9 protein-coding genes are annotated in these 13300 nt (G+C 49.5%); all 9 read right to left on the reverse strand.

What is annotated here, in order from left to right; translation table 11 throughout:
* Positions 1-56: 56 nt before the first annotated feature.
* Positions 57-269 (reverse strand): type II toxin-antitoxin system Phd/YefM family antitoxin, encoded by a 213-nt coding sequence (locus tag OCU21_RS04415; RefSeq protein WP_115641632.1) that lies wholly within the window; start codon positions 267-269, stop codon positions 57-59.
* Between the two features lie 318 nt (positions 270-587).
* Positions 588-1958 carry a 23S rRNA (uracil(1939)-C(5))-methyltransferase RlmD gene (gene rlmD / locus OCU21_RS04420; RefSeq protein WP_261806277.1) on the reverse strand — a complete coding sequence of 457 codons (1371 nt, stop codon included), beginning with the start codon at positions 1956-1958 and terminating at the stop codon, positions 588-590.
* Positions 1959-2833: 875 nt separating this feature from the next.
* A complete protein-coding gene (locus tag OCU21_RS04425; protein WP_261806278.1) occupies positions 2834-3835 on the reverse strand; it encodes a diacylglycerol kinase in 1002 nt (333 codons plus the stop codon).
* Between the two features lie 19 nt (positions 3836-3854).
* Positions 3855-5285 carry an Asp-tRNA(Asn)/Glu-tRNA(Gln) amidotransferase subunit GatB gene (gene gatB / locus OCU21_RS04430; RefSeq protein ID WP_261806279.1) on the reverse strand — a complete coding sequence of 477 codons (1431 nt, stop codon included), beginning with the start codon at positions 5283-5285 and terminating at the stop codon, positions 3855-3857.
* Positions 5285-6766 (reverse strand): Asp-tRNA(Asn)/Glu-tRNA(Gln) amidotransferase subunit GatA, encoded by a 1482-nt coding sequence (gene gatA, locus OCU21_RS04435; protein ID WP_261806280.1) that lies wholly within the window; start codon positions 6764-6766, stop codon positions 5285-5287. Before gatA ends, gatB begins: the two co-directional genes overlap by 1 nt.
* Complete coding sequence (gatC, locus tag OCU21_RS04440) at positions 6763-7068, reverse strand: Asp-tRNA(Asn)/Glu-tRNA(Gln) amidotransferase subunit GatC (RefSeq protein ID WP_261806281.1); 306 nt, start codon at positions 7066-7068, stop codon at positions 6763-6765. The genes gatA and gatC overlap by 4 nt, the downstream gene beginning before the upstream one ends.
* A gap of 66 nt (positions 7069-7134) precedes the next feature.
* Positions 7135-8298 (reverse strand): CamS family sex pheromone protein, encoded by a 1164-nt coding sequence (locus tag OCU21_RS04445; RefSeq protein ID WP_261806282.1) that lies wholly within the window; start codon positions 8296-8298, stop codon positions 7135-7137.
* Complete coding sequence (ligA, locus tag OCU21_RS04450) at positions 8298-10328, reverse strand: NAD-dependent DNA ligase LigA (RefSeq protein ID WP_261806283.1); 2031 nt, start codon at positions 10326-10328, stop codon at positions 8298-8300. The genes OCU21_RS04445 and ligA overlap by 1 nt, the downstream gene beginning before the upstream one ends.
* A 95-nt stretch (positions 10329-10423) precedes the next feature.
* Positions 10424-12724 (reverse strand): DNA helicase PcrA, encoded by a 2301-nt coding sequence (gene pcrA / locus OCU21_RS04455; protein WP_261806284.1) that lies wholly within the window; start codon positions 12722-12724, stop codon positions 10424-10426.
* Positions 12725-13300: the final 576 nt, after the last annotated feature.

Consider the following 13300-nt stretch of genomic DNA (forward strand, 5'->3'; position numbering starts at 1 on the left):
TATATTATTTCATCTGTCAACTTGACAGGGACTAGTGCAATTAAGTGTTTTATATTTTAGTATTCAGTTATATCTATTCCTGCTTTTAATAATCTTTCATATCTCTCGTGTGAGATAAGAACTGCTACAGGCTTTCCATTTTTCAAAATAAATGCCGTTTTATCTTCATCTGATAATCCAGTAATTAATTTTGATGATTGTCCTCTAAGAAAATCTGACATGTTATAGAATTCCATCGGTTCTTTTTGGACTTTGTCTTCTTTATCCATACCTAAATCCACCTTTTCTTTTTATCATAACATTTTACCACTCTTATTTCAACCTTTATATATACTTAAAAAGTAATTACTTTATGAACGCATTTCAAACATTTTATCAGTTCAATCCTATATCCATCTTGTCAACTCACCGTTATTTTGCCAACAATCTTATCAACTCACCAACCCTATATTTAAATTAGTCAATCTACTGAGTAATTCACCACTCTTAGATATCTTCCCACAAAGCAAAAATCCGTGATTATCCTTCCGGCTTATAACCAGACCTCAAATCACGGAAAGCCTTTATTTACTTACCTTTTTACAGTCTTACTTATCCACTCTTGACATCAATACCACCGTCTCAACATGGTTTGTCAGCGGAAACATATCGACTGGCTGAACGGTTTTGGCATTGTAACCGCCATCGACCAACAGGCGCAGGTCGCGGACCAATGTGGCCGGGTTGCAGGAAATGTAGACGATTTTGGCCGGCTTGACTTGGAGCGTCGCTGCGACAAATTCTGGGGAAAGGCCTTTGCGCGGTGGATCGACAAACAGGACGTCCATTTTGACTTGCTGTTCAGCCCAAGTTGGCATCACTTCTTCGGCTTTGCCCACGGTGAATTCCAAATTGGTCAAACCATTGAGTTGAGCGTTGGCTTTGGCGTCCGCCACCGCCTCGGGCACGACTTCGATTTCTTTGACGGTTTTGACCTTTTCCGCCACGGAGATGCCAATGGTACCAATGCCCGAATAGGCGTCAACGACCACATCATCGGGTTGCAAGTCGGCGGCGTCGATTGCGGTTTTGTAAAGTTTCTCAGTCTGATCGTGATTGACTTGGTAGAAGGATTGCGCCGAAATGTGGAACTTGTGGCCTAAAAGTTCGTCCTCGATATAAGGCTGGCCGTGGACCAAACGTTCTTGCGCGCCCAAAATAACATTGGTGGTTTTCGGATTGTAATTGATGATGATGCTGACGACTTCTGGCAAGGCCGCGATGGCTTCGATTAATTCGATCTCATGGGGTAAATGGCGCTGCTTGCTGACCAGCACCACCATTTGTTGCCCCGTCGCCTGCCCCCGCCGCACCATAATGTGGCGGATCACGCCGCTGTGGTACTGTTCGTTATAGGCAGGCACGCCAAACTCGCGTAACAAATCGCGAATTGCCTTGATGGTGGCATCGATTTGCGGCGCCTGGATCAAGAAGTTGCTCAAGGGCAACAAATCATGGGACTTCTGGCGGTAGATCCCCGTTTCCAAAACACCCTTGATCGTTCGCACCGGCACTTGCGCCTTATTGCGATAGCCTATTTGTTGATCCGCGCCGATCGTTGGCGCCACGGTCAACGGCAATTTCACTTTGGCCAACAAGTTGATGACTTGTTGTTGTTTGAATTTCAACTGGGCTGGGTAAGACAGTTGCGCCAAGGGAGCAATGCCCGCCTGCAAATAAACGCGTTCAACCCCTTCGACTCGATCTGGACTGGCCTTTTTGACCGCCAACACGCGAGCGAAGCCATAATGAGCGTTGACTTTGGTGACCAGATAATCAATTTCTTCGCCAGGGAGAGCGTTGGCGATGAACAGGGGATAATCATCGACCTTGATCACGCCCATTGCTTCATAGGTCAAATCAGTTACGGTGCCGGAACCTTTTTCATTCTTGCGAACTGGTGCTTGAATTTTTGCCATGTTTTACCTCATTTTTCTTGAAAAAGTGATGTCTGATCACTTCTAGGGATTTTCTGAATGATTGCTGGTTCAGTTAAAAGTAGGTTGGCCGCAGCTTGCGCTGCGAAATTCGGGGTGAGCTCGCTGTGGGCGTCTCTTTGAGCTTCGCAAAACCCGCGAATCTCAAAGCTGAGCCTTGTCCTAAGCGGCAGAGCCGCCAAGGACAATTTCACGGCGATCTCACCCCGAATTTCTCCGCTCCAGCCGCTCAACGTTATAACAGTCGTTTGAGCACTCACGCCAACTGGCAAGCTATGGCCAATTGATGGAGAGCCACGCAAATGACGGCCGTGGTTAGTGGTCACAAGCTTTAAATTGGTGACACCAGCACAGTCTGTCTGATGAACAAATCTAGTTCTCAGTGAATCAACTGAATCAGTCAGTTTCCAACCAGAATCCGTCTAAATTCGTGAGACAAGGATACTGGCTCTATCCGAAATATACCGACACATTCACTCAAAACAGTTAGTGTTACCGTACCACCAAACAAGTGGAATTATTCGACCACCGCACTTGCAAAAGCACTTCGTCCAATCCTTCGCCTTGATTGCAGGTAACCGCAATTCCGCCTAGCAACCGGCTGGGACTGCGCGGCTCAGTGTTGAAATTGTCCTTGGCGGCTTTGCCGCTTAGGACAAGGCTCGATTTGAAGACAAGCCGCCGGGCTTGCGGATTGGCTTCAAACGATGCCCACCACGTTCCAGTCCGCAACAGCAGTCCCAGCCGGTTGCGCTCACGCGCAACACCCATCAAAACCCGCAATCAAGCACGGCGCAAGGCAACAAAAAGCTTATCGGTGCGCCGAATCCTAACTGACGACCAATAAGCTTGCCTGTTTACTTCGTTGTTGCGGTATCTTCACCGTCAGCCGCGTTCTTTTGCTGATCGATAAATTGTTCCACCGTTGCTGGCGACAGTGCCGTCTTGGGGATCTCATCCACGTTGGCGAACATTTCGATATGCTGGCGCAGGTTAATAAAGGTCATCGGCGCCAAGCCGCCGAATTCGCCATCCAGATTGATTTTCATTTCATCGCCGTGGACGGTTTTAGCGACAACTTTGCGGGTCTTGGTGTAAATGATATTCGGGTTGTTGATGTGACGCCCGCCGTTGAGAACCATGGTCATCAACTTAATGATCTCCGCGGGATTGCCGGTTTTGACCAAGATCATCGCGAAATTCCCGTCATCCAAGGAAGCGTCTGGGGCGATCGATTCCATGCCGCCGACGGAATTGGTCAGTCCCAGCAAGAACATCGAAGCTGGTCCTTCGTAAATGCCATCGTCGTACTCAATGTGCATGTCGATCGGCCGGATCCGCGGCAACATTTCCGCGCCCTTCAGCACGTAGGCCAAATAGCCGAGGACCGATTTGAATTCGGAAGGCACATCATAGGTCAATTCCGTCATGAAACCACCACCGGCGATATTCATGAAATAATTGTCGTTGGCTTTGCCGATGTCCATTTTGATGGTTTGTTTCTTCAAAATGACTTTCGCGGCTTCCACCGGGTCTTCCCGTGGGATCCGCAAAGCCCGTGCGTAGTCATTGGTGGTCCCGGCGGGAATGATCCCCATCTTGGGGCGATGTTTCAACGGCGCGATGCCGTTGACCACTTCGTTGATCGTGCCATCGCCACCAGCCGCTAACACCAGATCAAAGCCATCACGGGCGCAACGCCGCGCTTCTTTAGCCGCGGACATTGGTTCTGGCGTAGTTTGAAACGCGCTAGCTTCGTACCCAGCGCGTTCGAGAACATTAAGGATCTCCCCAACATTGCGGGGCATGGTTTCATGTCCCGACGTGGGGTTATAAATCAAGCGCGCACGCATTCGCATTACGCAACCCTACTTTCTACTATCTTTTGTTCAACTCAGCCATGAGAATCGTGTTGACGACCTTAGGATTGGCCTTGCCATGGGTCTGCTTCATAATCTGACCGACCAAGAAGCCGACTGCCCGATCTTTCCCATTCTGGAAGTCAATGATCGATTGTTCGTTGTCATCGAGAATCGCGGTGATGATCGGGGTCAGAACAGTTGGATCAGACTCTTGAACGAGACCTTTTTCTTTGACCCACGCTTCTGGTTCGGTACCCTTTTGGATCGTCTCTTGGAAGACTTTCTTGGCGATCTTCGAGGAAATCGTGCCATCTTGGATCAACTTGATCATGGTCGCTAAATTAGCCGGTGTCAACTTGGTTTGTTGCAACTCCAATTTATGCGCGTTCATGAAGGCGTTGACTTCACCCATCAACCAGTTCGACGCCAGTTTAGGATCAGCGCCGGCAGCCAAGGTCGCTTCAAAGAAGTCCGACATTTCCTTGGTGTCCGTCAACAGGTTAGCGTCATATTCGGGAATCCCCAATTCGCCGACGTAACGGGCCCGCCGCTTGTCTGGCATTTCCGGGATCTTGGCACCGATTTCTTCGATCCATTCCGGACTGATATCAAATGGCGGAATATCAGGTTCGGGGAAGTAGCGATAATCATCAGAGCCTTCCTTGACCCGCATCAAAATCGTTTCACCAGAAGTTTCATCAAAACGGCGCGTCTCTTGGCGAATTTGACCGCCAGACAGCAGCACTTCGGCTTGCCGTTTTTCTTCGTAGTCCAAACCTTGGCGCACGTAATTGAAGGAGTTCAAGTTCTTCAATTCGGTCTTGGTGCCTAGCTTGTCAGCGCCGATCGGTCGAATCGAAATGTTGGTGTCGACCCGCATCGAGCCTTCCTCCATCTTAACGTCAGACGCGCCGGTGAATTGGATCGTTTGCCGTAACTTCTCCAGATATGCGTAGGCCTCTTCCGGCGAAGCGATATCTGGTTTGGAGACGATCTCGATCAACGGGGTGCCCTGCCGATTCAGATCGACGTAGGAATAACCCGCGTCGCCGTGGGTGTTTTTACCGGCATCTTCTTCCACGTGCATTTCTTCGATCCCGATTTTTTTCTTCTTGCCACCGACTTCGATCTCGATCCAGCCATTGCGGGCCAGCGGTTGTTCGAACTGGGTGATCTGGTAAGCTTTCGGATTATCTGGATAGAAATAGTTCTTCCGATCAAAGTGCGTCTCGGTCGCCACTTCCGCATTCAAAGCCAAGGCCACCATGATGCCTAAGCGATAAGCTTCGCGGTTGACCGTTGGCAGAACCCCAGGAAACCCGAAGTCGATCACATTGGTGTTCATATTCGGTTCCGCGCCATAAGCCACCGGCGAGGGACTGAACATTTTAGTCTTGGTTTTCAACTCCACATGGACTTCCAGCCCAATCGTTGTTTCGAAATTCATTAGGCGTTACCTCCATTTTTAAAAGTCGGCGTTTCCAAATTGTAATGATTGAGTTCTTCAAACGCGGCGGCCGCGCGGAAAATCGTGCTTTCGTCGAAGCGTTTGGCGATCATCTGCATGCCCACGGGCAAGCCCTCAGCATTGAAGCCGGCAGGGACTGACGCGGCAGGGACCCCAGCCATATTGGCGGAAATGGTCAAAATATCTTTCATATACAGTGTGATCGGATCATCATCATTAACACCGATCTTAAAGGCGGTATCTGGCGCGGTCGGCCCAATGATCAGGTCGTGGGTCGCCAGGATCTTTTCAAAGTCTTGTTTGATCAAGGTCCGGACCGCCGCGGCCTTATTGAAGTAAGCATCATAATAACCAGAAGACAAGGCGAAGGTGCCCAGCATGATCCGGCGTTTAACTTCAGGCCCAAAGCCCTCAGAACGACTGCGAACGTAAACGTCTTCCAAATTCTTCACGTCAGCGGCGCGGAAGCCATAACGGATCCCGTCGAAACGTTGCAAGTTAGAGGACGCTTCACTGGAAGCCAAGACATAATAAGCCGGTACCGCGTATTTCGTATGCGGCAATTGGACGTGATCAATGATCGCGCCTTGGTCGGCTAATTGTTGCAGGCCTTTTTCAACTTGGGCCTTAACATCTTCAGCGATTCCTTCGCCAAAGAATTCGTCAGGAACAGCGATTTTCAAGCCTTTGATGCCTTGGCCGATCGCCGCGGTGAAATCAGGCACTGCTTGTTCGGAACTAGTGCTGTCTTTCGGATCGTGACCACTGATCGCGCCTAACAGCACTGCAGCGTCTTGCGCCCGGCGGGTAAAGACGCCGATCTGGTCGAAACTGGAACCAAAGGCAATCAAGCCCCAACGGGAAACACGCCCGTAAGTTGGTTTGATCCCGAAAATACCATTGTAAGCGGCTGGCTGGCGAATCGAACCACCAGTATCACTACCTAAGGCCGCGAAGACCTCACCAGCGGCGACAGCGGCGGCGGAACCGCCTGAAGAGCCTCCAGGAACCCGTTCGAGATCCCAAGGGTTATGAGTCACGCCGAAATGAGACGTTTCGGTGGAAGAACCCATGGCAAATTCATCCATGTTGGTTTTCCCCAGATTGATCGTGCCGGCGGCGTCTAGTTTCTCAACCACGGTGGCGTCATAAACCGGATTGAAGTTATCCAAAATATGGCTCGCCGCCGTTGTGCGGATGCCGTTGGTGACGATATTGTCTTTGTAAGCGATTGGGATCCCCGCCAACAGGTCGTCAGGATCGATTCCTTTCGCGTCCAGCTCGGCTGCCCGCGCCAAAGCCTTCTTCTGGTTAATCGTAATGAAGGCGTTCAACGCTGGTTGCTGCGCGTTGATTTTCGCCAGCGCCGCTTCGGTCAAAGCGACGGCGGTAACCTTCTTGTCGACCAAAAGCTGATGCAACGTTTGCAGGTCGTAGCTTAAATAATCGGAATTACTCATGCGTCAGCTTCCCCCTTATCAATGATCGTTGGTACTTTGATCAGCCCATCTTTACTTTCTGGTACGTTTTGTAACAATTGGTCTCGCGTCGGTCCGTCAGTCACCGGCACGTCTGCCCGAAAGACATTGCGCTCGTCGCTGACCTGAGTTGTTGGCGTTACCCCATCTGTTGGCACTTCTGCCAATTCATTTTCCATCGCGATGATCTGGTCCAACTGATGCGTAAATTGTTCCAACTCCGCATCGCTGAAAGATAACCGTGCAAGTTTTGCCACGTGAGCAACTTGATCCTTTGATATCATTGCTAAACGTCCTCCATTCGTTTATCAGTCAAAACTAATTCTATCATTTAACGCCCAACTTACAAACTAATAGCTGCTAAAAACATGGGTGTAGAAATCTTTATCGCCACTTTCTCGACTGAGGAAGGATTGGATGCCCTCCACCGAAGAGATCGTGATCTCGATCGGGATATTGGCTGGCAAATAGCGCTTGGCCGCGGTATCCACGTATTGGGTGAAGCTTTGGATCTCGTTGACCCCGAAGAATTGGGTGCTGATCTTGATCTTCATTCCTTGTAAAGTTCCGTTCTCATAGTGCGTTTGGGCAGTGACCCCGCTTAAATTCGGGAAGAAGGATTGGATCTTCGTTTTGAAATTACTAAAAGAATCGGCATCGCCGTCATTGATTGCTTTCTGATTATTGACCACTGGCAAAACGCCATTCTCCTGATTCAGGGTCTTCCATTCAGAGATCGTCGTGCCTGATTTACTGACCGCAGTGGCAAAATAAGTCCCGCCAACCAAGCTATCATTAGCTGCCTGCTTGTACAAACCAAAAACGATCGTCGCGTTGGCTAATTCTTTCTTTTTTCGCAAACGGGCTAGGATCTTGGTCGCCATTTCTTTGCCCTGTTTCTCCCGTTCTGCTTGACTGATCGTGGTCTTGAAAGTCGCGCCATATTGAACCTTTTGGTAATAATCGATCTCGTTGAGGCCCAGACCGATCGTCACACCGGCGATCTTGTAACTGGTGCTGGTCCGCTCCAGAAAATCCTGCTCGAGGATCTCTTGCAGATAGATGGGGGCTCGTTTATCCGGTTCTGTCGAGCCATTATCCTTAGGATTCAAGCCCTCTTCATTGGTGCTAGATTCACGTTTCAACCAACTATTTGCCGTACTCCGGGAAATATACTGACCTTCCTGAAACGCGTATTTTTCTGGAGAAAAGGTACCTTTACTGATCGTGGTCAAACCTGATTCAAAACTCGCCAGATTGAACGCGTTTGAATTTTGATCAACGGTCAAACCGCGTGAGGTACTGACTTTATACTTGCCATCAGTGAGTAAGGCGCTATATTGCGTGCCATCGGTATTCCCTGTGATTTGATAGGAGGCCGATTTATTACTGGTTGACGTACTGGTATCGCTGCCGCTAAGGTCCGCGTTCTGCAAATTACCACAAGCCGCCAATGCCACTGAGCCAACTAAACTGAGCAGTCCTAGAAAAAAACGTTTTGCGGAAAACTTCATTATTTCACCTCGTTCAAATATTGCTGCGCCGCATCTTCAGTCAAAACGGGCACTTGGAGCTGTTGCGCTTTGGTCAACTTGCTGCCTGCATCGGCGCCAGCGATCAGATAATCGGTCTTCGCGGAAACTGAACCGACGACTTGCGCGCCGAGATCACTTAATTTCTGGGTCAGCTCACTACGAGTATAGTGAACCAATTTTCCTGTTAAGACAACCTTTTTATTTTTAAAGAAGTTATCTTGCGCCTCGGTCAAGCGACCAAGATAATTCAGGTTGACCCCCGCCGCCGTCAGTTCACGAATCAATTCCTGCACTTGATCATTGGCAAAATAGGCCGTCAAGCTATCCCCGATCGTTTGCCCGATCGTTTTGATCGCCACCACTTCAGCGGGATCCGCCTGCATCAAAGCGGGGATCGAGCCAAAATGAGCCAACAATAACGTTGCGGCTTTTGCACCAACATTGCGAATGCCCAGCCCGAACAATAATTTATCTGCCGAATTTTGCTTTGAACGTTGGATCGCGGCTAGAAGATTATTGATCGATTTCTCCTTGAATTTATCCAACTGGGCCAATTCAGTCGCAGTCAAGCGGTAAAGATCCGCCACATCTTTGATCAAATGGCGGTCATAAAGTTGGGCGATCACTTTTGGCCCTAACCCGGAAATATCCATGGCGTTGCGCGAGGCAAAATGGGTCAAGCCCTCTTTGACCTGCGCCGGACACATGGGATTGACACAACGTAACGCGACTTCATCGGCTAAATGGATCAATTTTGAACCGCAGGACGGACAAGTCGTCGGCACAAGATAAGGTTCCGCGGTTGCTGGGCGCTTACTCAAAACAACTTGGGAAACTTCCGGAATGATATCACCAGCCTTGTGGATCAAGACCGTATCACCGATCCGTACGTCCTTTTCGCGTAACATATCGACGTTATGCAAGGTCGCGCGGGCAACCGTGGTCCCCGCTAACGTGACTGGATCCATTACCGCAGTCGGTGTGACTACCCCCGTGCGGCCAACGGTCCACTCGATTGCCTGCAAGATCGTCTGCGCTTCTTCAGGAGGAAACTTGTAGGCGATCTCCCAACGCGGTACTTTGACAGTATTGCCTAACTCAGCCTGTAACGCTAGTTGATTGATTTTTAGCACAACGCCGTCGATCCCATAAGGCAACTCATCTCGCTGGCTTTGATATTTTTCAATAAAAGCGTGGATCTGCGTTAACTCGCGGGCAACGATCGCTTCGGGATTAACGTGAAATCCCCATTGGCGCAACTGTTTCAGCGCATCAGCCTGAGTACTGATACCGTAGCGTTGCGCGTCGACGATAGTGTAAATGAAAGTATCGAGCTGCCGCTTAGCTGTGGTCGCGGTGTCCAATTGCCGCAGGCTTCCTGCCGCCGCGTTACGAGGATTGGCGAAAACCGCTTCACCGTTACGATCTCGTTCTGCGTTGAGCGCCTCAAAGGATCGCTTGGGCATGTAACATTCGCCGCGCACTTCCAAATCTATTGGCTCCGCGAGTTCTTGGGGGATCGACTTGATCGTCCGCAAATTTGCGGTCACATCTTCGCCAACCGCGCCATCGCCACGAGTCGAGCCTAAAACCAATTTGCCAGCCTGATAACGCAATGAAATCGCCAAACCGTCGATCTTCAATTCCACGTTATACTCAGTGGGGCGCGTGATCGCCTTGGTCATGCGCTCATCAAACTGCGCCAATTCACCAAAAGAGAAAACATCTCCCATTGAAAGCATCGGTTCTTGATGGGTCACTTTACTGAAACCAGCTAAAACCGTGCCACCTACTTGTTGAGTTGGTGAATCAGAAGTGATCAACGTGGGAAAGGCCGCTTCTAATTGTTGCAATTGCTGATAAAGATCGTCATAGACCGCATCTTCAACTAAAGGCGCGTCCTTGGTGTAATAAGCTTGCGCATATTGGCGTACTTGTTGACGCAATTGAGCGACAACACTGGTCGCTTCGGCTAACGTGTATGCTGTGATTGCTTTTGGTAAAGGCATGATTGACCTCCTTAACTGCTACTAACGTTATCAGGATCAGGTTGAATGCATCTTGGGACCAGGCCTTGAATACCCAGTCAGGTTGCACTTGAAACTTATGATCGAGCCACTTTCTTGATCGGTGCGAAAACAGCCATCAAATTCTTGATGCCGATCTCCGGAAAAGCGATGGCTAACTCAACATCATCACCTTGACCCTCGACCTGAACGACGGTGCCAACACCCCACTTGCGATGTTCGGCCTTGTCTCCGACTTGCCAGCCGACCTGCTCCGCGCCGATCGCGCCGGCCGCCGCCTTAGCAGTCTTTGCCGGCGAATAACTCGGGGTCAAAGCGCGCGCCTGTCTTTGTTGAGCTCGCCGTGTGGCCCCACTATTTGCGGATGTGCTACCAGCGCCTCGTCCCCGATCAAAGGGAAATGCGCCTTGCGAACTAGCGCTAGTCAACGCGTGATTTTCTTCAATGACCACATCCGGATCGATCTCACCTAGAAAACGCGATGGTGGATTGCTCTGGGTACGCCCGTAAAGCATTCGCGCGTATGCGTTGGTCAAATATAACTGCTGCTGGGCCCGCGTGATCCCCACATAAGCCAGCCGCCGCTCTTCCTCTAACGCATCATCGTCCAGCAGAGCCCGAGACAGTGGGAAAATCCCCTCTTCTAGACCGATCAGAAAGACTACTGGAAATTCCAGACCTTTAGCGGCATGTAGCGTCATCAAAGTGACTTGTTTGATATCTTCTTCCAGATCATCTTGATCAGAAGTCAACGCCAGACCAGCGATGAAGTCAGTCAGCGGCTCACTTTCGTCAGTTTCTGGTTGATAACTATCATCAAATTGTTGGGTGACCGTTAAAAATTCCGCCAAGTTTTCCAAACGCGTCTCCGCTTCGACCGTCTTTTGTGCTTCCAAGTTGCTTTGGTAGCCACTTTTATCCAATAATTGCTTGGTCAATGCGGTCATCGACAAAATCGAACGCTGCTCACGGAGATCATAGATCAACTGGGCAAAATCTAGGAGACTGGTCCGTGCTCGGGCCGGTAAATTAGCCAGATCTACATTCCGTGCCGCTTCCAATAATGACCAATCATGTTCATCGGCGAATTCTTGCAATTTACCGATCGAACCAGCGCCTAACCCGCGCTTGGGCTCATTGACGACCCGATTGAAACTCAATGAATCGGCCGGGTTGGCTACTAACCGCAAATAAGCAAGGACATCTTTGATTTCTTTACGATCATAGAATTTATGCGCGCCCACTAATTTATAGGGCATGTTCGCCTGCATCAAGACTTCTTCCAGCACCCGCGATTGCGCGTTGGTCCGATATAAAATCGCAAAGTCACCATAGGACCGCCGATCTTGCGTCAGACCATCACGGATCTGACTGACCACAAAATTCGCTTCATCACGTTCGCTTTGCGCGCGATAATACACCAGTTTCGCGCCAGTGGGATTATCCGTCCAAAGCTTTTTCGGCTTACGATAATTATTGTGAGCGATCACAGCATTGGCCGCATCCAAAATGTTTTTGGTTGAACGATAATTCTGTTCCAATAAAATACTTTGCGCGTCTGGATAATCTTTCTCAAAGTTCATGATATTATCCATATTGGCGCCCCGCCAGCCATAAATACTCTGATCGGCATCCCCAACAACGCAAACATTATGATAACCTGCGCCCAGCAAACGCACGAGTTGATATTGTGCCTCATTGGTATCCTGATACTCATCGACATGGATATAGCGATAACGCCGCTGATAATAACCCAAAGTCTCCGCGTCTTTTTGAAAAAGAAGGATCGTCTCCATGATCAAATCATCAAAATCAAAGGACTGATTTCGTTTCATTTCCCGTTGATAGATCGTATAGACCTGACTGACGATCTGCTCGAATCCTTGACCAGCAGCCGCCGCAAACATTTTTGGCGTTTGTAATTCATTTTTGGCCTGACTGATCGCACCAAGGATCGCCTTGGGATCATAACGTTTAGGATCCAAATTCAGTTGCTTCAAGATCCGTTTGACTAAAGTCAATTGCTCCGCCGGATCCGCGATCGAAAAAGAACTGCTATAATCGATTTTTTTCGCTTCCCGCCGCAAGATCCGCAAACACAACGCATGAAAAGTCGCGACCATGACTTCAGCAGCGTCAGCGCCAAGTAACCGCTCGACCCGCTCGCGCATTTCCCGCGCCGCCTTATTGGTAAACGTGATCGCCAAGATCTGCCAAGGCATCACGTTCTTCTCCTGAATCAAATAAGCGATCCGATGCGTCAGCACCCGCGTCTTCCCAGAGCCCGCTCCAGCCATGATCAATAACGGCCCCTCAGTTGTCCGTACCGCCTCTTCCTGCTTATCATTCAAACCTGCCAATAATTTACTCGCGACCATGTTGCCGTCCTTTCCCGAAACCCATTACTTTGTTGATATCCAGACTACTATTATAACAAAAAAATCCGTTGAGAATGTTAAAATTCCGTGAGGCTTTCATTCCACCAATTCACGAACCAAACAGAAAACTCGCAACCACGCTAAAAACGGGTCACGAGTTAAGATTTAAAGAGTGTTCACCGACCTGGGCAGCTTCTGAGCATTAACCTAGCTCTTATTTTGGAAGCGTTCCTTGCTTCCAGAATAAGAGCGTAGCTAAGCGGAAGAAGCTAGGTCGGTGAACACGTTTAGAATACAAACCGACCTGGTCAGCTTCTGAGCATTAATCAAGCAATCGTTAAAATTGTTACCGTTGTTGCGGTCGGTGATTTCTCTACGGCAAAGTATACCGTTCTAATGTTGGCCGTGGGCTGTGTTTGGGCAGGTATACTGTTTCAATTTTGGCCGCGGGCTGCGTTGCGTGTGGCGGGTGAGCTCGCTGTGGGCGTCACTTTGAGCCTTTCGGAAGTGCACCGAAAATCTCAAAGCTGAGCCTTATTCTAAGCGGCAAAGCCGCTAAGAATAACGACACGGCGA

This window comes from Lapidilactobacillus luobeiensis, from assembly GCF_024345205.1.
In the GTDB taxonomy this organism is placed as follows: domain Bacteria; phylum Bacillota; class Bacilli; order Lactobacillales; family Lactobacillaceae; genus Lapidilactobacillus; species Lapidilactobacillus luobeiensis.

Bases quoted from the DNA above. Each gene is read 5' to 3' on its own strand.
- gatC (WP_261806281.1), bottom strand. From the start codon at position 7,068: ATGATATCAAAGGATCAAGTTGCTCACGTGGCAAAACTTGCACGGTTA.
- ligA (WP_261806283.1), bottom strand. From the start codon at position 10,328: ATGCCTTTACCAAAAGCAATCACAGCATACACGTTAGCCGAAGCGACC.
- OCU21_RS04415 (WP_115641632.1), bottom strand. From the start codon at position 269: ATGGATAAAGAAGACAAAGTCCAAAAAGAACCGATGGAATTCTATAAC.
- rlmD (WP_261806277.1), bottom strand. From the start codon at position 1,958: ATGGCAAAAATTCAAGCACCAGTTCGCAAGAATGAAAAAGGTTCCGGC.
- pcrA (WP_261806284.1), bottom strand. From the start codon at position 12,724: ATGGTCGCGAGTAAATTATTGGCAGGTTTGAATGATAAGCAGGAAGAG.
- gatB (WP_261806279.1), bottom strand. From the start codon at position 5,285: ATGAATTTCGAAACAACGATTGGGCTGGAAGTCCATGTGGAGTTGAAA.
- OCU21_RS04445 (WP_261806282.1), bottom strand. From the start codon at position 8,298: ATGAAGTTTTCCGCAAAACGTTTTTTTCTAGGACTGCTCAGTTTAGTT.
- OCU21_RS04425 (WP_261806278.1), bottom strand. From the start codon at position 3,835: ATGCGAATGCGTGCGCGCTTGATTTATAACCCCACGTCGGGACATGAA.
- gatA (WP_261806280.1), bottom strand. From the start codon at position 6,766: ATGAGTAATTCCGATTATTTAAGCTACGACCTGCAAACGTTGCATCAG.